At 67.1% G+C, this 19,060-nt stretch carries 11 protein-coding genes; 5 read left to right on the top strand and 6 right to left on the bottom strand.

Features of this window, described 5'->3' with window-relative positions; genetic code table 11:
* Positions 1–16: 16 nt before the first annotated feature.
* Positions 17–1,414, top strand: a complete 1,398-nt coding sequence (gene argH / locus AB4Z32_RS03920; RefSeq protein ID WP_441934570.1) for an argininosuccinate lyase — start codon at positions 17–19, stop codon at positions 1,412–1,414.
* Between the two features lie 9 nt (positions 1,415–1,423).
* On the opposite strand, the gene AB4Z32_RS03915 is transcribed toward argH, so the two are convergent.
* Both AB4Z32_RS03915 and AB4Z32_RS03910 read right to left on the bottom strand, forming a co-directional pair.
* Complete coding sequence (locus AB4Z32_RS03915; protein WP_441934568.1) at positions 1,424–1,711, bottom strand: hypothetical protein; 288 nt, start codon at positions 1,709–1,711, stop codon at positions 1,424–1,426.
* 319 nt (positions 1,712–2,030) lie between these two features.
* Positions 2,031–10,274, bottom strand: coding sequence for an Ig-like domain-containing protein (locus AB4Z32_RS03910; RefSeq protein WP_441934567.1), 8,244 nt, complete (start codon positions 10,272–10,274; stop codon positions 2,031–2,033).
* A gap of 241 nt (positions 10,275–10,515) precedes the next feature.
* On the opposite strand from AB4Z32_RS03910, the gene AB4Z32_RS03905 reads away from it, so the two are divergent.
* The gene (locus AB4Z32_RS03905; protein WP_441934565.1) at positions 10,516–10,758 is read left to right on the top strand and encodes a hypothetical protein; all 243 of its coding nucleotides are present in this window, start codon (positions 10,516–10,518) and stop codon (positions 10,756–10,758) included.
* Between the two features lie 11 nt (positions 10,759–10,769).
* The gene (locus AB4Z32_RS03900) at positions 10,770–11,447 is read left to right on the top strand and encodes an HAD-IA family hydrolase (protein ID WP_441934563.1); all 678 of its coding nucleotides are present in this window, start codon (positions 10,770–10,772) and stop codon (positions 11,445–11,447) included.
* Here AB4Z32_RS03900 and AB4Z32_RS03895 read toward each other — a convergent pair.
* Positions 11,436–12,044, bottom strand: a complete 609-nt coding sequence (locus AB4Z32_RS03895; protein WP_441934561.1) for a cupin domain-containing protein — start codon at positions 12,042–12,044, stop codon at positions 11,436–11,438. The two genes, AB4Z32_RS03900 and AB4Z32_RS03895, sit on opposite strands and share 12 nt — an antisense overlap.
* Positions 12,045–12,112: 68 nt before the next feature.
* On the opposite strand from AB4Z32_RS03895, the gene AB4Z32_RS03890 reads away from it, so the two are divergent.
* Positions 12,113–14,179: a UvrD-helicase domain-containing protein gene (locus AB4Z32_RS03890; protein WP_441934560.1), complete on the top strand. Its 2,067-nt coding sequence runs from the start codon at positions 12,113–12,115 to the stop codon at positions 14,177–14,179.
* Between the two features lie 65 nt (positions 14,180–14,244).
* Positions 14,245–15,030, top strand: coding sequence for a hypothetical protein (locus AB4Z32_RS03885; protein ID WP_441934558.1), 786 nt, complete (start codon positions 14,245–14,247; stop codon positions 15,028–15,030).
* Between the two features lie 5 nt (positions 15,031–15,035).
* Here the strand turns inward: AB4Z32_RS03885 and paaZ are convergent, their stop codons facing one another.
* From paaZ to pcaF, 3 genes are all read right to left on the bottom strand, one after another.
* Positions 15,036–17,084: a phenylacetic acid degradation bifunctional protein PaaZ gene (gene paaZ, locus AB4Z32_RS03880; RefSeq protein ID WP_441934556.1), complete on the bottom strand. Its 2,049-nt coding sequence runs from the start codon at positions 17,082–17,084 to the stop codon at positions 15,036–15,038.
* 163 nt (positions 17,085–17,247) lie between these two features.
* The gene (paaY, locus tag AB4Z32_RS03875; RefSeq protein ID WP_441934554.1) at positions 17,248–17,838 is read right to left on the bottom strand and encodes a phenylacetic acid degradation protein PaaY; all 591 of its coding nucleotides are present in this window, start codon (positions 17,836–17,838) and stop codon (positions 17,248–17,250) included.
* A gap of 1 nt (position 17,839) precedes the next feature.
* Positions 17,840–19,045 carry a 3-oxoadipyl-CoA thiolase gene (gene pcaF / locus AB4Z32_RS03870; RefSeq protein WP_441934552.1) on the bottom strand — a complete coding sequence of 402 codons (1,206 nt, stop codon included), beginning with the start codon at positions 19,043–19,045 and terminating at the stop codon, positions 17,840–17,842.
* Positions 19,046–19,060: the final 15 nt, after the last annotated feature.

Here is a 19,060-nt window from a genome sequence, read left to right as displayed (position 1 = left end):
ACACCCCTCCTCCATCATGACCGCACAACTGTCCAAAAAAGCGGAAGCCTGGTCGGCCCGCTTCTCCGAACCCGTCTCCGATCTCGTCAAGCGCTATACGGCCTCCGTATTCTTCGACAAACGCCTGGCCCTGTTCGACATCCAGGGCTCGCTGGCCCACGCCGAGATGCTGGCCGCCCAAGGCATCATCAGCGAACAGGACCGCGCCGACATCCAGCGCGGCATGGCCCAGATCCGCAGCGAAATCGAAGCCGGCCAGTTCGAGTGGCTGCTCGACCTGGAGGACGTGCACCTGAACATCGAGAAGCGCCTGACCGAACTGGTCGGCGACGCCGGCAAGCGCCTGCACACCGGCCGCTCGCGCAACGACCAGGTGGCGACCGACATCCGCCTGTACATGCGCGCCGCCATCGACGACATCCTCGCCCTGCTGAAAGGCCTGCGCGGCGCCCTGACCGACCTGGCCGAACGCAACGCCGACACCATCATGCCGGGCTTCACCCACCTGCAGGTGGCGCAGCCGGTGACCTTCGGCCACCACCTGCTGGCCTATGTCGAGATGTTCGGCCGTGACGCCGAGCGCATGGCCGACACGCGCCGCCGCGTGAACCGCCTGCCGCTGGGTGCCGCCGCCCTGGCGGGCACCACCTTCCCGATCGACCGCCTGCGCGTGGCCAAGACCCTGGGCTTCGAGGACGTCAGCCACAACTCGCTCGATGCTGTGTCTGATCGCGATTTCGCAATCGAGTTCACGGCGGCCGCCTCGGTCTTGATGATGCACATCTCGCGCATGTCGGAAGAGCTGGTCACCTGGATGAGCCCGCGTGTCGGCTTCATCGACATCGCCGACCGCTTCTGCACCGGTTCGTCGATCATGCCGCAGAAGAAGAACCCGGACGTGCCGGAACTGGCGCGCGGCAAGACCGGCCGCGTCTACGGCCACCTGATGGGCCTGTTGACCCTGATGAAGGGCCAGCCGCTGGCCTACAACAAGGACAACCAGGAAGACAAGGAACCGCTGTTCGACACCGTCGACACCGTGCTGGACACCCTGCGCATCTTCACCGACATGGCTTCCGGCATCTCGGTCAAGGCCGAGAACATGCGCGCCGCCGCCCTGCAGGGCTATGCGACGGCCACCGACCTGGCCGACTACCTGGTCAAGAAGGGCCTGCCCTTCCGCGACGCCCACGAAGCCGTGGCGCATGCCGTGCGCGCCTGCGACGTGGCCGGTTGCGACCTGTCCGAGATGCCGCTGGAGCGCCTGAAGGAGTTCTCGCCGCTGATCGAACAGGACGTGTTCGCCGTGCTGACCCTGGAAGGCTCGGTGGCCGCGCGCGACCACGTCGGCGGCACCGCGCCGAACCAGGTCCGCAAAGCCATCGAACGCGTGCGCGGCCAGCTGGCCGACTGAGCAGGACCTTCAGCCGCCCCGCTTGCCGCGTCCGCGCTGGAGGGCCGCCTTGCACAGGGCCTTCCAGCGTGACCGCTCGGCGATCCGGTCGAGCGGCGTCTGCCCGGCGCGGCGCACCTCCCTCAGCAGTTTGCGGTAATTGCGCAGGCGGGCGGCGTCGACCGCTCCGCGTACCGCGCATCGCGGCTCGCTCTCGTGGCTGCAATCGCTGCGCTGGCGGCGTTCCGCCAGCGCAGCGATATCGGTGAAGGACAGGCCGGGATCGTCCTCGCCGGCGTCCGCTTGCCATGCGCGCAACCCGGGGGTATCGACGATGCAGGCGCGGATTGCTGGTTGAAGCCGATCGGCCGCAGGGCCGGGTAATCGAGTTCGATCATGACGATGTGATGGTTCCAATCTGATGAACGCACAGGCGTGCGCATGCCGTCTGTCCCAATGGGACGGACGAGAGTCGAGAATGGAAGGTCAGCGGGTCAGGCGGCCGACCGGAGGACGGTATCAGGCTGGTTCATTTGTCGTCTCCTCCGGTGGTCATTGAAAGCCGTCAGTCCGGCATCCGCTCTTTCGAGCGTCAAGCCCGGTGCGCGAGCACCGGGCTTTTTTCAACCTCGCGGCATCAGGCGTGGCCGTCCGGGGTGAAGGTGGTGCTCATCACACCGACCAGGCCGATCTTCTCGGCCGACTCGGTGAACTGCAGCAGCACGCCGCCGCGGTCGAGCGCACCGCTGGCCAGCAGCTTGGTCCAGCCCGACACTTCGGCCTGGCTGGCGTCGCGGTGCATCGCGACGTGGTACAGCTCCTCGACGAACTGGGTGTCGCTCATCTTGCCGAAGCGCGCCTGGGCTTCCGCCGAGTGGACGAAGCCGTCCGCGATCGCCGCCAGCGAGGCGCCGGCCTCCGAGCGTCCCAGCCAGTAGTTGATGCCGTCCACGTCCGCCGAGCGGCCGAACAGGGTGTCGTACATGCGCACCAGCGTGCCGTAGTCGGTGGCGCCGACGTCGATCTGGGACACGCCCGGCATCGCCATCTTCTCGGCCGAATCGGCCACTGCCAGGGCCACGCCGGCGCGGGTCAGCTGACCGCTGGCGAGCGCGCCGGTCCAGAAGGCCAGGCCGCCCGCATCGGCGGTGCGGCCGAAGGTGTGGGCATACAGCGCCTGCACGAAATCGGCATCGCCGGCCGGCTGCTGCGCGGCGTTCGCCGCCAGGATGTGCTGGGCCACCTGCTCGAGCGTGGCGCCGGCCTTCAGTTCCGACATCCAGCCCTGCACCGCCGCCGACGACGCCGCCGTGCCGGAAACCGCTTGGGCCAGGCGCATCACGCTGCCCTGCGGCGAGGTATCGGCGTGCGCATTCATGAAGCGCAGGACCTCGACGTTGGCGACCACGTCGGTGCCGTCGGCGCCGCCATTGAGATGGGTGAACACCAGGTTGCCATCGCCGTTCACGCGCAGCGAATAGTCGGCGCGACCGCCGCCGACCATCTGCACGGTGTCGACGCCGGTGCCGCCGTCGATATAGTCGTTGCCTTCACCGCCGAACACGACGTCGTTGCCGCCGTCGCCGTAGATATGGTCGTTGCCGCCTTCGCTGCCGACCGTGTCGTCGCCGTCGCCGCCGTGCAGGGTATCGTCGTCGGCGCCCAGCACGATGTACTGGCTGCCGCCGTCGGCCCACACGGTCTGCGAGCCGGCGCCGCCGGTCACGCGCACATTGCCGACCACCGCCGCGAACGACACGTCCTGCAGCTGGATCTCGGAACCGGAAGGCAGCTGGTGGGCATCGATCACCAGCGCCGACAGGGCGCCGCCGGCGGATGGCGCGAGGCCGGAGATCACCACCGGCTGCGCCGCCGTGCTGCCGGCGGCAATCGTCGGCACCACGGTGTGCACCAGCAGGTTGGCGCCGGCCGGAAGGCTCGACAGGAAGCCCGAACCGCCCCCCGTCATGCTGGCCTGGTCATGCGAGCCGCTCGCGGTCACGCCCTTGATCTCGCGGATCAGGTTGGTGAGCGCATCGTTCACGCCCACCGGCGCCGCGGTGCCGCTCACCTGCAGGCCGACACCGGTCGGCACCTGGGCGCTCAGCAACGGCTTGCCGTCGCCGCCGGCCACCAGCGGCACGTCGGCCACGCTGTTGTTGCCGACGCTCTCGACGCGGCCCTGCTGCACCACCGGAATGGTGATGACCTGGCTGCTGCTGCCGTCGCCGTTGCCGCGGCTGTCGGTCACCACCTGCACGCCGTCGACCTCCTTGGCCGGCGGCGGCACGTCGGCCACGCTGACCTGCAGGGTCTGGATATCGCTGCCGTAGGCGTCCGACGCCTGGACCCGGACTTCGTAGACGTTGTCGTGGCCGGCGTCCTGCGGGAAGTCGTAGTCCGGCACGGCCTTGAAGCGCAGCACGCCGGTCACCGGATCGACGCTGAACAGCGCGGCATCGTCGCCGCCCACGATCGCGTAGTTCACCGGACCGGTGGCGCTGGCCACGATCTTGGTCACCTCCTGCTGGCCTTCCAGCACGCCGATCCTGGCGAGCGGCGCGCCGCCGTTGCTGCCGATCAGCGGCGCCACCGTACCAAGGCCGCCCGGATCGACGATGCTGCCGTTGGCCAGGTGGTCGCTGTCATATACGCCGCCGTCGGTGAGCGAGAAGGTGATCTTGGTCTTGCTGCCGACGTTGACCACCGAGGTCGCCAGGTTCACCCAGTTGTTGGCGGCATCCTTCTTGAAGTAGCCGTTCACGTTCAGCGTCTTGTCGACATAGATGCTGACTTCGGCGCTGCCGCCCGGCGTGACGTTACCGATCGTGAAGTCGAACTGGCCGGCCGGCATCTTGACGTTGCGCGGCAGGCCGGTGGCGGCCGGCAGGCTGGATACCGAGCTCAGGGTCAGGCCCGGCGCCGTCTCGATCGTCGCGTAGGGCGCGTTGGCGACCACGGTCGGCAGCGAGGCCACGTTCAGCTGGGCGCTGTCCGGGATGCCGTCGCCGTTGCCGTCGCCAAAGCCGCCGTGGGCGCCCGGCACCGCATCCTCGATGCTGTTCGGACGGCCGTCGTTGTCGATGTCGTCGTCGTTGACGTCGGCCACGCCGTCGCCGTCGAGGTCGGCCAGGATCTTCACCGACAGCATCTGCTTGTCGATGCCGCCCTTGCCGTCGGCGGCCATCACCTCGACTTCGTACACGTTGTCATGGCCGCTGTCGGCCGGGATTGCTACCAGCGGAGCGCTCTTGAAGCGCAGCGCGCCGCTGGCGGCGTCGATCTGGAACAGCCCGGCGTCGGCGCCGCCGCTGATGCTGTAGCCGATGGCGTCGGCATCCAGGTCGGTAGCGGTCACGGTGGTGACCACGAGCTGCTTCTCGGGCATCTCGATGGCCGCGGTGGCGCCGCCGCCGTTGCTGCCGATGACCGGCGCCGCATTGAACGAGGTGGTGTGCACCGCGCCCGTCGTGAAGCCGCCCTGCAGCTGGTTGCCGGCGATGTCGGCGATGCCGGTGCCGGCGGCCTTCAGCTGCAGCTGCAGGCTGCCGTTGCCGGCGATGCCGTCGACCCGCACGACATAGCTGGCGCCCGAACCGCTGATCGAGGCGATGGTGCCGCCGGCCGCGCCGGTGGCGCCCAGCGCGAAGTCGGCGGCGTCGATGCCGCTGACCGCTTCGTTCAGGGTGACCGCGAACTCGACCGAGGTGGCGTTGGCGGCCGGCGTGCCGACCAGTGCGATCGTCTCGATATGCGGAGCGACGGCGTCGACCCTTACGTTGGCGCTGTCGGTGCGGACGGTGGCGTTGCCGGCATCGTCCAGCACCGTCACGGCGACGTTGCGGCCCGCCGCGTCGAGCGTGCCGGCGCCGATCGTCCAGCTGGCGCTCCAGACACCGTTCGACCCGGTCGCGGCCACCGAAGCCGGGCCGCCGAACTGGCTGAAGTCGAAACTGGCCGAGGCCACATCGGCATTGCCGTCGAGGGTGTTGCTCCAGACTGCGGTGACGACGTCGCCGATGCGGTACACGCCGCCGTTGCCGGTAGCGCCCGAGATCGACAGCGCGGCATCGCTCGCCAGCGGCGCCTGGTTGTCCAGCACGACGTTGGCGTTGCCGGTATGCGTGGTGCTGTTGCCGGCCAGGTCGGTGACCGTGATGCCCGCATGCAGGGTGGCGGCATCGATGAGGCCGGCCGTCACCTGGAAGCTGGCCTGCCACACGCCGCCAACCAGGGTCGCGATGGCGGCGGCCGGGCCGCCGAACTGGCTGAAGTCCACCTTCACGCCTGCGGTATCGCCGTTATGGTCGCCCGTGGCGCCGTCGTTCCAGGCCACGGTGAGGGTGTCGCCGATGCGGAAAGCGCCGTTGCTGCCGGTGGCGCCGCTGACCGCCAGGGCCGCGTCGCTCACGACCGGCGCCTGCGTGTCGCCGCCGAAGTGCAGGACGTTGGCGCCCGCCGTGTTGGCGTTGCCGGCGGCATCGAAGAACTTGCCGGCATCGATGGAGATCGTGCCGCCCAGGTTCTGGGCGCCGCTGTCCGGGGTGAAAGTGGCGTGATAGACCCGGGCGTCGTTCTGGTCGACCGCCAGGTTACTCAGGGTGCCGCCGCTGACCTTGACCGAAGCGGCGCCGAATCCGACCGGCGCCTCGCTGAAGCTGAAGGTGACGGCGGCAGTCTCGCCGGCCTTGAACTGGGTGCGGTCGGTGCTCAGCGTCACACCCGGCAGCGCGGTATCGCCGCCGATCAGGACATTGCTGGTGCTGGCCACGTTGCCCAGGCCGTTGACGTCGGTGAACTTGCCGGCGCCGACCGAGATCATGCTGCTCAGGTTCTGCGTATTGTCGGCCGGGGTGAAGGTCGCACGGTAGATGGTGGGGTCGTTCTGGTCGACCGTCAGGTTGCCCAGGCTGCCGCTGCCGGCGCTGACGCCGACGTCGCCCAGGTCGAAGCCGGTCGGCGCCTTGCTGAAGTGGAAGGTGATGGTGGCGGTGTCGCCGGCCTTGACGCTGGCCTTGTCGCTGGCGATGGTGACCGTCGGCGGCGTGTTCACCGTGATCGACAGGACTTTTTCGAGGCTGTTGCCGGCGGCATCGACGGTGCGCACGCGCACCGATTTCGCGCCTTCGCTCAGGGCCGAGGCATCGATCGCCTTCAGGCTGTTGCCGGCGATTTCGAATGAAGCGTTGTCGGCGTCGCCGGCGCCGGCTACGAGCGTGTAGGTGAAGCTGTCGCCCGGCGTCGGATCCAGCGACAGCAGCTGGCCGACCTCGGCGTGCGCGCCGTCAAGGGTGGTGATGCTGGACTTCGTCAAGCCCAGGTCCAGCGGGGCGATGCCGTCGACCACGATGGCCTTGTTCGCGCCCAGCGAGCCGGCCGCGCCCTGCGCCGGCAGCACCGGCACGGCGGCGTTGCCGGCGCCATCGAGGATGCTGCCGCCGTTCAGCTGCAGTGCGAGGGTGCCGATGGTGTCCAGGTCGGGCGAGAAGTCGCCCGGCTGCACCGTGTACTGGAAGGTCAGCACATTGCTGCCGCTGCCCGACTGGTAGACGGCGGCGTGGTCGATACCGGTTGCCATCAGCAGCTTCGGCGTGCCGGTGACGGTGACGCTTTCCGAGAACGCCACCTGGATCGAGATGACGTCGCCGGCCTTGTAGATCCCGTTCGCGGTGGACGAGCCGATGCTGGTCACGACCGGCAGTGCGGTATCGCCGCCGATCAGGACATTGCTGGTGCTGGCCACGTTGGCCAGGCCATTGGCATCGGTGAACTTGCCCGCGCCGACCGAGATCAGGCTGCTCAGGTTCTGCGTATTCCCGGCCGGGGTGAAGGTCGCACGGTAGATGGTCGGGTCGTTCTGGTCGACCGTCAGGTTGCCCAGGCTGCCGCTGCCGGCGCTGACACTGACGTCGCCCAGGTCGAAGCCGGTCGGCGCTTTGCTGAAGTGGAAAGTGATGGTGGCGGTGTCGCCGGCCTTGACGCTGGCCTTGTCGCTGGCGACCGTCACCGTCGGCGGCGTGTTCACCGTGACCGACAGGACTTTTTCGTAGGTGTTGCCAGCAGCATCGGTGGTGCGCACGCGCACCGATTTCGCGCCTTCGCTCAGGGCCGAGGCATCGATCGCCTTCAGGCTGTTGCCGACGATTTCGAACAGGGCATTGTCGCCGGCGCCGGCGCCGGACACCAGGGTGTAGCTGAAGCTGTCGCCGCTGGTCGCGTCGGTCGACGACAGCAGGCCGACCACGGCATGCAAGCCGCCCAGGGTGGTGACGGTGGCGTTCGACAGGCTCAGGTCGGTCGGCGCCAGGCCGTCGATCACGATGGCCTTGTTCGCGCCCAGCGAGCCCGCCGCGCCCGGCGCCGCCAGGTCCAGCACGGCGGCATTGCCGGCCGCATCGGCGATGCTGCCGCCGTTCAGCTGTAGCGCACCAGTGCCGACGGCATCGAGGTCGGCCGTACGGTCGCCGGCCTGCACGGTGTACAGGAAGGTCAGCACATTGCTGCCGCTGCCGGACTGGTAGACGGCGGCGTGATCGGTGTCGCCGGTCTCCAGCAGCAGTTTGGGCGTGCCGGTGACGGTGACGCTTTCCGAGAACGCCACCTGGATCGAGATCACGTCGCCGACCTTGTAGGTGGCGTTCGCGCTGAGCGAGGTGATGCCGGTCACGGTGGGCGCCGTCTGGTCCAGGCCTTCCATGCTGAACTGGACCGGGGCCGAGGTGGCGCCGTCGCCGTCGTTCACGGTCAACATGAAGGAACGGGCGCCGGCGGTCGGTGCTGAATAGGTCAGATAGCCCAGGATTTCATTGATGGCGTTCGCGGTCGCATTCACCGTCGTGAATTCGATCAGCAGGTTGTGGCCGCCCTGCCCGTCCAGCAAGGCGTTCACGCGGCCGATTTCCGCGCCCTGGAAATACAGCGTGCTGCCGGCCGACAGGGCGCCGGTGACGTTGGCGCCCTGGTCGAGCACGAAACTGCCGTCGGTCGCGCCTCCAGTCTGGATGATCATGAGACTGCCGCCGAGGAAGTCGGGCGAGTCGCTGTCGTGTACCTGGGCCTGGTCGGGGCCGCTGTTCTGGAAGTCGATGTAGGACCCATCTCTGACCGGATTGGTGCTGCCGGCGATAAAGGTGCCATGTTCACCGTTTAGGCCCGTAATCACGGGCGCGGTATTGCTGACCAGGCCGAAGTCGGCCGAGGTGCCGGCGCTGTAGTAGATGTTGCGCAGGCCATCGGCTTCCGCAACCACGACGATGTCGCCGCCGGATTTGACGATGAAATTACGCTCGTTGAACGATTGCGAGCTACCCTGCAAGCTCAGCGCGGGGAGGTAGGCTTCGCCCTGGTAGCCATGGGTCCAGGTGCTGCCGTCCTTGCGCATCACATAGATGTCCGTGGTGCTGTTATCCAGCGCCCGGGAATTGACCAGCATGTAGGCTTTGCCGTCGGCATACTGCATCTGGCCGACGAGATCGGTACGCGCTTCGTTCAGGGCCAGGGTCGGCGCACTCCAGCTGCCGCTTTCATTGCTGACGGTGAAGATGTTGGTGCCGGTGGTCACGTTCGACGCATCGGCGGTCCTGACCGCGTAGCCGAGGTAGAAGTGGCCCTGGCCGTCTCCCGTCATCGAATAGGCGGAAGTCAGGTTGTCGGCCAGCTTTTGCGGCGCCGACCAGCTGCTGTCGTTCGGCCCCTTGGAAATGTGGTACAGGTTGCCGTAATAGGTGTTCTGGCTGTCTTCGCGCACATAGAAGACGTGCACGGTACCGTCGGCATCGACCGAAACCGTCGGCTTTTTCAGCTCGTCGGTGGCGCTCAGCGTGGTCACCAGTGTCGACGTGGACCAGCTCGTACCGCCGTCGCTGCTGCTCGCGAACTTGATGTTGTAGGTAAACGTGTTGCTGTCAGTGTAGTTGTACACGGAGTACAGTTTGCCGTTGGCGCCGGCCGCGATGACCGGGTCGTCGTAATTCTTCCAGCCGTTCGGATCCGAAGCCTGTTCGATCAGCTTGACGTTCCAGTTTCCGTTGCCCGGGTCGTATTCGGCAAACTTCACGCCGCGCTGGGAACCGATGTTGTCGCCGTTAATCGCCTTGCTATGCCTGAAGAGCAGATCCAGTTTGCCGTTCGCATTGACGGTCAGCGACAGGTCGTCCGAGAAACCGGTATCGCCGGTATCCGCGATCGTCAGACGCTTCAGTTCGGTCCAGCCGTTGCCATTCCACTGCTTCAGCGAAATTGCCGTGCTGTCGATCTTGTGGGCGAGATACACATTGCCCTGCGCGTCCTTGGCCATGGCGCTGAAGGCCCAGGTATTGGCGCCGTAGGCATATACCGTGCCCTCATTCAGCGCCAGCGTCGCCGCATAAGCGCCGCCGGCCGCGCCCATCGCAGCGGCCGTCTCGACCTGGCCGACGCTCGCTTCCAGGTTCCAGTCGCCGCCCGCAGCCGTGCCGCCGGTCGGGTTGGTCGACGCGGCCACGTCGGCGCCGGTGGCGGCGGCCAGGGCGTGCAGGAAGGTGTCGCCGACGGTGCCGGCGCCGGTGTCGCAGCCGTACACGAGGATGTCGCCGTCGCCGTTCAGCGAGCTGCCGATGCCGGCCAGGGCATCGGCGTGGGCCGCGATATAGCCGGCGTCCAGCAGGGTGCCGCCGATCTGCAGCGCACCGGCGGCGCCATGTCCGATCAAGTGGACGGCGTCCAGGTCGCTTCGTCCCGCCAGCGCCTGCGCGATCTGCGCCATGCCGTCGAGGGCCGGATCGAGCACCACGACTTCGATTCCCTCGCGCAAACCAAGGATGAGGTTCTGAAGATCCGGCAGGTTTCCGCTGACGAATGCGATTTCGTGACGCGCTGCGCCGGTTCCGGTTTGATCGGTCATAGTTCTCTCTCAGGAATTTATTGTTCTGCTTGGCAATTCTTGCCATGAAAGGCGACATATTACCTACAAGACACAACGGAAACTTCACAATGATCGTGAACTTTGGAAAACTGAGAGAGTGTGTTGCTACGTAGCATCAATATGATGACAGATAGTCCATAGTCATATGCATGTCACGCGTGGTATCTAAATACCCTGCGCGCGTAGAATCGTCCACGAAAAGACATCCGTGGAGGCTGCAATGCACCGCTACAAAAACCTGGGCGGCGACTCCGGCGTGCTTGCCTACGACATCGACGCCGGCCAGATCATCGTGCAATTCAGGAATGGCGACCGCTACCTCTACACCGAGGACAGCGCCGGCGCCGCCAACGTCGCGAAAATGCAGGAACTGGCCATCGCCGGCCGCGGCCTGTCCGGCTTCATCAGCCAGCACGTGCACGACCGTTACGAACGCAAGGTAAACTCCGGGCGACTCTACTAAGAAAGCAAACAGTGACCCAAGCATTCCGGACCGACCTGCCGCAGCGCAGCTACGCCGCCTTCCTGTTCGACATGGACGGCACCATCCTCACCTCGATCAAGGCCGCCGAGCGGGTCTGGGGCCAGTGGGCCAGGGGGCATGGCCTGGACGTCGAGGCTTTCCTGCCGACCATCCACGGCAAGCGCACCGAAGAGACCATCCGCGGCCTCGAACTGCCGGGCGTCGATCCGGTGGCTGAGGCCGCCTTCATCACCCGTGCCGAAATCGAGGACGTGGCCGGCATCGAAGCCATCGAGGGCGCCGCCGCCTTCCTCGACAGCCTGCCGCGCGAGCGCTGGGCGATCGTCACCTCGGCCCCGCGCCTGCTGGCCGAAGCGCGCATCGCCGCCGCCGGCCTGCCGATCCCGGATGTGCTGGTGGCGGCAGAGGACGTCGAGCGCGGAAAGCCGGCGCCCGATCCCTTCCTGCTGGGCGCGCGCAAGCTGGGCGTGGCGCCGGCCGACTGCCTGGTGTTCGAGGATACGCTGGCCGGCCTGAGGTCCGCCGAAGCGGCCGGCATGGACAGCATCGTCGTCACTATCACCCACGCGCATCCGCTCGACACCGGGGTGACGGCGGTGCGCGATTATGCGGATCTGCGCGCGGTGAAGACGCCGGACGGCCGGCTGGGCGTGGCTTCAGCCGCCTGAGTCGCGTTCGACCGGGTCGCGCTCGGCACGCTCCGGATGAACGCCATCCTGCTCGCCATGGTCGGCGATGTAGACGCGCGGAGCCAAAGTCTCGGCCTCGATCGGCAGCGGCGTCGTGGCCGGGGGCGCGTTCTTGTCGCGTTTCGGATACGGCGTGCCGTCGCGGCGGGTATAGCTGTCGGTGCTGCCGTCGTACAGCAGGTCGATGTCCGGGTAGGTGGCCCTGTCTTCCTTGCTGCGCGAGCCGACCACCAGGAACAGCGCCGTGCCCCAGCCGCGGTTGACCAGGTGATGGCCGTTCGGCCGGCCGGCCGGGAAGGCCGCGCAGTCGCCGGCGCGCATCAGGGTTTCGCCCTCGTCGGTGATGAGGGCCAGTTCGCCGGACACGACCATGACGAATTCGTCCTCGCGCGAATGCCAGTGGCGCTGCGAAGAGGCGGCGCCCGGCTGGAGCTCCACCATGTTGACGCCAAACTGGGTGATGCCGCCGGCGTCTCCCAGCGCCTGCCGGCTGCGCCCGCTGACGGCCTCGGCGAAGGGATCGGGATAACCGGTGCCGGTCATCACGGGGATACTGCTCAGGTCTAACCGCGACATGGACGCTCCTTGATGAAGGTAAGAGACAGGTGACAGTGTATAGTAGCCAAAAAGCCGGAACCACACGCATGTCCACGCAAGCAAACAGCCAGCAGGCTGCCATCCTGCAGTCCCCCAACAAAGTCAAGCTGATCGACGCCGTCGCCGGCGCCGGCAAGACCACCACGCTGGCGATGGAAGCGCGCCATGCCTGCGAGGGCGGCCTGTCCGAACGCGCGATCCTGGCCCTGTGCTTCTCGCGCGGCGCGCGCCTGCGCTTCCATGAAAAGCTGAAGGAGGAAGTCGGCGAAGACAGCACGATCTTCGTGATGACGGTCGAGGACTTCGCGCGCCAGCTGATCGAAGACCTGGCCGAGAAGGGCCGCATCGGCCGCCCGGTGGTGCACCCGGACGTCGAAGGCATCCGCGGCGAACTGGTCGATGCCGCCGCGCGGGTCTGGCAGCGCTACCAGGAACAGGGCATCCGCAGCGACTTCAATTTCGGCCTCGACGAGAACAACCAGCACCTGGACGACATCGCGCGCCGCCTGGCCCAGCTGAAGGCCGCGCTGGAAACCCGCGCCTTCGCGCCCAAGGACGCCGAGTCCCACGACGACGACGATACGAACGACGGCGACGATGCCGACTACGACGAAAGCGGCGACGGCGACTTGGCCGGCCAGCCGGACCCGATCGCGGACATCATCCGCGAGTACGAGGCGCAGCGCCATCCCTACCCCGAGGAATTCCGCTGGCAGGGCCCGAACGATGCCGTCGCCGACCTGGTCTACCTGCTGCAGCGCCAGCCGGCGCTGGGCCAGGAGCTGCGCCGCTGGTCGCTGTACCTGGTCGACGAATGGCATGACGTGAACGCGGCGGAGTTCGAGCTGCTGGCGCGGCTGCGGCGCGGCGCGCGCCTGGTGGTGGCCGGCGACAAGGACCAGACCATCAACCGCGACCGCGGCGCCGACCCTGTCTTTTCCGGCCTGCGCTTCATGGCAGCCTACCGTCCGGACGCCAGGCGCTTCCCGCTGGGGATGTCCTACCGCTTCGGCAAGGACCCGGCGCTGCTTGCCGACGGCCTGACCCACAACGGCTGCGAAGGCCGTCCGGACCGCGACACCGTCGTGCGCCGCATGCGCTACGATCCCTCGCAGCCGGGCGACTGCGCGCGCCTGGTGGCCGAGGCCATCAAGGAAAGCCTGCAGAAGGGACGCCCGAAGCCGAGCAACCGCGACTTCGCCGTGGTGCTGCGCGACGTCGACCAGAGCATCGAGATCGAGACCGCGCTGATGGAAGCGAAGATCCCGTACAAGTGCGACGGCTTCGAGACCTTCCTGCTGCTGCCGGAGATCCTGCTGCTGCGCGGGATCCTGCACTACGTCAGCAACGATTACTCGGCCCTGCACGGCCGCGCCCACGCCGACACCTGCGTGCAGATGGTGCTGGCGCTGTCGCGCTACTTCTACCTGACGCGCGATCCCAAGCACTGGAAGCTGGAATGGGCCGAACGCCGCTCGGTGCTGGCGTATGCCCAGGACGAGGTGAGGCGCACGCCGGAAGTGCTGAAGAGCTTCTTCGACGGCGCCCTGCTGCGCGAGACCGAGTTCGACAGCCCGCAGGCGCGCCAGTCCAAGAACCTGATCCGGCCCGTGATCGAGAAGATGGCGTCGATGGCCGGGACCGCGAGCGCACATGAGCTGCTGACCATGCTGCGCGACCAGGTCGACCTGCACGACGCCACCAGCCGCGCCTTCGTCAGCCGCGACCGCGTCGCTTCCGCCCGCCGCTCGATCGACGCGTTTTTACGCTTCGCTTCGAGCCACGGCCAGGTGCCGGCGGCGCAGTTCCTGGCCCTGCTTTCGCAGATGGAAAACGATGTCGCGCTGGTGCGCAGGTCGAAGAATGCGAACAGCATCGGCACGCGCCGCAGCCTGGTGCGGGTGACCACCATCCAGGCGGCCAAGGGCAGGGAGTGGCCCTATGTGCTGATGCCTTTCCTGGCGCAGGACGAGTTCGTGCGGACCCGGGATGCCACCAATGAGGTGCGGCATCTGTATGTGGGGTTGACGCGGGTGATGAAGGAGCTGGTCTTGTTTGAGCCGGATGAGGGGTCGGCGGAGCGGCGGCTGGCTTATCTGGGCGGTCTACGGTGAGAATGAACGCATTTCAGGGCGACTGAAACTGCTATCCTCCACTGATTCCACCGCAGAGGTTGACGATGAATGCACTGGAAAGACTGCACGCAGCGCGGCAGGCAGCGCGCGACGGCAGGCATGAGGAAGCGTTGCGCGAACTGGTCTGGTTTCATCACCACGCGCTGGAGGAAAACCGGTACCTGGCTGGCGTACGGCTGTCATACGCGCTGTATGATTGGCTAAACCTGGGCAAAGCCTATCCACCTGCGCAGCAAGCACTCATCAAGGTGCGCGAACAGAAGGCGCAAACCCTGCTGCAGGGTGAAGGCAACCGCGCCTTATTCCACGACATCGAAGCGATCGACGAACGGCTCGGCCAAGCCGGCGCCACCTATGAACTCTACATGGCGTTGGTCGAACGGCATCCGGCGCTTGCGGCGCAATGCGCGCAGTTGGCCTTGCCGTCCATCGTTGCAGTGAAGGACTACCGACTGGCCCATCAGCTCCGCATAGATCCGGAAGCGCGGCTCCGTACCTCGGCGGCTGCGCTGCGCGAAGACATCCGGGATATCAAGCACCGCCGCTTCACCCGGGCGCCGCAGCGCTGGGCCAGTATCAAGAGTTATACCGAATCGGCGCGCCGCGATGTTGAGATCACGGCCGGCATCGGCGAGCATGCCGAAGCCCGGCGCCTCGCCGCGCTTGCGGTGGATTTGATTCACGACCCGTCGCTGCGGGCTGCAGTTCGGGCCGGCATCGCCAAATCCTTGGCCTCGCCAGGGATGGGGAAACTGAATACACGTCGGGCCATGGCGCTGCGGAGGGAAATAGCTCTTAAACGCCGTTCCCGAGGAAGCGGGAACGGCTAGCAGGCTCAAGCGCGCTTCTGCACCAGCGTCAGGATGTCATAACTCGCCACCAGCTCATCATGCTGGTTGGTCACCTGCACATCCCACGCCACCACGCCCTGCCCGCGCCCCTGCTCGTCGGTGCGGTTGCGGTCCACCTTGCGCTTGCAGGTGAGGCGGGCGCGGATGGTGTCGCCGATCGCCACCGGCGCCACGAAGCGCAGGTTGTCGAGGCCGTAGTTGGCCAGCACCGGACCCGGCGCCGGCGACACGAACAGGCCGGCCGCCGCCGACAGCACGAAGTAGCCGTGGGCGATGCGCTTGCCGAACTGGGTGTCCTTGGCCGCGATCTCGTCGAAGTGCATGTAGAAGTAGTCGCCGGACACGCCGCCGAAGTTGACGATGTCCGCCTCGCTCACGGTGCGGCGGTGGGTCAACAGGGAATGGCCGATCTCCAGGTCTTCGAACCAGCGGCGGAAGGGGTGGACTTCGCTTTCCTTGACCTCGGCGCCGCGCACGTATTCGCCGGTCACCGCCGTCAGCATGGTCGGCGAGCCCTGCACCGCGGCGCGCTGCAGGAAGTGCTTCACGGCGCGGATGCCGCCCAGTTCTTCGCCGCCGCCGGCGCGGCCCGGACCGCCGTGCTTCAGCTGCGGCAGCGGCGAGCCATGGCCGGTCGAATCGACGGCCGCCACGCGGTCGAGGATGTGGACACGGCCGTGCGAGGCCGCCGCCACCGGCACCGCATGCGCGGCGATCGCCGGATCTTTCGTGACGAGGGTCGTCACCAGGCTGCCCTTGCCGCGCGCGGCGAGAATCAGGGCTTCGTCGATGTCGCGGTAGGTCATCATGGTGCTGACCGGGCCAAAGGCTTCGACGTCGTGCACGGCGTCGTTCGTCAAACCGTTGCGGCACAGGATCAGGGTCGGCGAGAAGAAGGCGCCGGCACCTACGCCCTCGCCCACCGGCTTGAAGCCGTCGCGTGCGCTGAACAGGACTTCGTTGCCGCGCGCGAGCGTCTCGACGCGCTCGCTGACGTCGCGGTGCTGCTCCATCGAGGCCAGCGCGCCCATGCGCACGCCCTCGACTTTCGGATTGCCGACCACGATCTTCGACAGGCGTGCGCGCAGGCGCTCGCCCAGCGCATCGGCGTGCTGTTCCGGCACGATGATGCGGCGGATCGCCGTGCACTTCTGGCCGGCCTTACCGGTCATCTCGCGCGCGACTTCCTTGACGAAGAGGTCGAATTCCTCGTCGTCCGGGCCGACGTCCGGCGCCAGGATGGCGGCGTTCAGCGAGTCGGCTTCGGCCGTGAAAGGCACGGCTTCGCGGATCAGGTTCGGGTTGGCGCGCAGCTTGGCGGCGGTGTCGGCCGAGCCGGTGAAGGTGACGGCGTCGAAGCCGGTCAGGCGGTCCAGCAGGTCGCCGGTGGAGCCGATCACCAGTTGCAGGCTGCCCTCCGGCACCAGGCCGGATTCCATCATCATCTTGACCACGGCATGGGTCAGGTAGCTGGTGGCGGTCGCCGGCTTGGCGATGCAGGGCATGGCCGCCAGGAAGCTGGGCGCGAATTTCTCGAGCAGGCCCCAGATCGGGAAGTTGAAGGCGTTGATGTGCACGGCCACGCCGCCGCGCGGCACCAGGATGTGGGTGCCGGCAAAGCCACCGCGCTTGCCCAACGCCATGGCCGGGCCTTCATGCAGCACGTTCGACGACGGCAGCTCGCGCGAGCCCATGCTGGCATAGGCGAACAGGGTGCCGATGCCGCCTTCGACGTCGACCCAGCTGTCCGGGCGGGTGGCGCCGGTCAGGTGCGAGATCTCGTACAGCTCTTCCTTGCGCTCCATGAGATGGAGCGCCAGGGCCTTCAGGCGCTGGGCGCGCTTCTGGAAGTCGAGCGCCATCAGCTCGCGTACGCCTTGCCTGCGGGCGTAGCCCAGGGCTTCGTCGAAGTCGATTTTTTCGGCGTGGGTGTGATAGATCAGCTGGTTGTCCAGGGCGCTGTGCAGGGGCTGGTGGGCTTGCTGGCCTTGCCAGCGGCCGGCGATGTAGCTTTGCAGGGTGGTTGGGGTCATTTTTTCTGTCTCCTTCGGTCAGTTTGGTCTAACGTCAGTATTTTCGAATTCGGATGCTTTTCCTTGGGTCCCCGCCTTCGCGGGGACGACGGTCTTTAGGCCACGTACCCAGAAACGTCATTCCCGCGCAGGCGGGAATCCAAGTTCCTACGAATACTCGCGGCTACTTTTTAGGACGGTGAGGTTCATCGAACACCAGCCGCCCGCGCCCAGCCTCCACCTCGGTAAAGGCCTCGACCTCCCGCAGCGACTTCATCGACCGCAGCGCCAGGTCGTGATACTGTCGCGTCCCATGACTCTTCCACGCGATCTCGTCGTCGGACACTTCGCGGATCACCTTGGCCGGCGCCCCCAGCACCAGGCTGCGCGGCGGGATCGCCATGCCGGCCTTCACGAAGCTTGCTGCGCCGACGATGGATTCCGCGCCGACCACGGCCTTGTCCATCACCACCGCATTCATGCCGACCATGGCATTGCGGCCCACGCGGCAGCCGTGCAGCACGGCGCCGTGGCCGATATGGCCGTCCACTTCGACCACCGTGTCGTCTTCCGGGAAGCCGTGCATCACGCAGGTGTCCTGCAGGTTGGCGCCCTCTTCCAGGATCAGGCGGCCGAAGTCGCCGCGCAGCGAGGCCAGCGGGCCGACGTAGCAGCGCGGGCCGACGATCACGTCGCCGATCAGCACCGCGGTCGGGTGCACGTAGGCGCTCGGGTGGACCACCGGGCGGATGCCGTCGATTTCGTAGATCGGCATCTCAGACCCGCTCGACGATAAGGGCGATGCCCTGACCGACGCCGATGCACATCGTGCACAGCGCATAGCGGCCGCCCGTGCGGTGCAGCTGGTTCACGGCGGCCGTCACCAGGCGCGCGCCGGAGGCGCCCAGCGGGTGGCCGAGGGCGATCGCGCCGCCGTTCGGGTTCACGCGCGGATCGTCGTCGCGCAGGCCGAGGTCGCGCAGCACCGCCAGCCCTTGCGAGGCGAAGGCTTCGTTCAGTTCGATCACGTCCATCTGCTCGATGCTCAGGCCGGTCATCTGCAACAGCTTTTTCGTCGCCGGCGCCGGACCGAAGCCCATGATGCGCGGCTCCAGGCCGACGCTGGTCATGCCGACCACGCGGGCGCGCGGGGTCAGCTTGTACTGCTCGATGGCGGCGCTCGACGCCAGCAGCAGCGCGCAGGCGCCGTCGTTCACGCCGGAGGCATTGCCCGCGGTGACCGAGCCGTCCGGCGTCACCACGCCCTTCAGCCTGGCCAGGCCTTCCAGGCTGACGTCGGGGCGCGGATGCTCGTCGGTGTCGAACACGCGCGATTCACCTTTCTTCCCATGCAGCGTGACGGGTACGATTTCCTCTTTGAAAACACCCGCCGCATTGGCCGCGGCCCATTTCTGCTGGCTGCGCAGCGCGAACACATCCTGGTCGGCACGCGAGACATTGAAATCGCGAGCCACGTTCTCGGCCGTCTCCGGCATCGAGTCGATACCGTATTCCGCCTTCATCTTCGGGTTCACGAAGCGCCAGCCGATGGTGGTGTCCTCGATCTTCGCCGTACGCGAGAAAGCGGTATCGGCCTTGCCCATCACGAAGGGCGCGCGGGTCATGCTCTCGACGCCCCCGGCGATGATCAAGTGGGCTTCGCCGGTGCGGATCGCGCGCGCGGCCATGCCGACCGCATCCAGGCTGGAGCCGCACAGTCGGTTGATGGTCGTGCCAGGCACCGAGGGCGGCAGGCCGGCCAGCAAGCCCGCCATGCGGGCCACATTGCGGTTGTCCTCGCCGGCCTGGTTGGCGCAGCCGTAGTAGACGTCGTCGACCTTGCTCCAGTCCACGCCCGGGTTGCGGTCGATCAGCGCCGCGATCGGCAGCGCGGCCAGGTCGTCCGCGCGCACGCCGGCGAGCGAACCGCCGAAGCGGCCGAAGGGGGTGCGGATGGCGTCGACGATGAATGCGTCAGTCATGAAAAAGTCTCCTCG

Origin of the sequence: Massilia sp. 2TAF26, from assembly GCF_052115005.1 — a bacterium.
GTDB lineage: Bacteria > Pseudomonadota > Gammaproteobacteria > Burkholderiales > Burkholderiaceae_D > Telluria.
This window is presented reverse-complemented; position numbering and strand designations above follow the sequence as displayed.

Bases quoted from the DNA above. Each gene is read 5' to 3' on its own strand.
- AB4Z32_RS03910 (WP_441934567.1), bottom strand. From the start codon at position 10,274: ATGACCGATCAAACCGGAACCGGCGCAGCGCGTCACGAAATCGCATTC.
- AB4Z32_RS03895 (WP_441934561.1), bottom strand. From the start codon at position 12,044: ATGTCGCGGTTAGACCTGAGCAGTATCCCCGTGATGACCGGCACCGGT.
- pcaF (WP_441934552.1), bottom strand. From the start codon at position 19,045: ATGACTGACGCATTCATCGTCGACGCCATCCGCACCCCCTTCGGCCGC.
- argH (WP_441934570.1), top strand. From the start codon at position 17: ATGACCGCACAACTGTCCAAAAAAGCGGAAGCCTGGTCGGCCCGCTTC.
- paaY (WP_441934554.1), bottom strand. From the start codon at position 17,838: ATGCCGATCTACGAAATCGACGGCATCCGCCCGGTGGTCCACCCGAGC.
- AB4Z32_RS03890 (WP_441934560.1), top strand. From the start codon at position 12,113: ATGTCCACGCAAGCAAACAGCCAGCAGGCTGCCATCCTGCAGTCCCCC.
- AB4Z32_RS03885 (WP_441934558.1), top strand. From the start codon at position 14,245: ATGAATGCACTGGAAAGACTGCACGCAGCGCGGCAGGCAGCGCGCGAC.
- paaZ (WP_441934556.1), bottom strand. From the start codon at position 17,084: ATGACCCCAACCACCCTGCAAAGCTACATCGCCGGCCGCTGGCAAGGC.
- AB4Z32_RS03905 (WP_441934565.1), top strand. From the start codon at position 10,516: ATGCACCGCTACAAAAACCTGGGCGGCGACTCCGGCGTGCTTGCCTAC.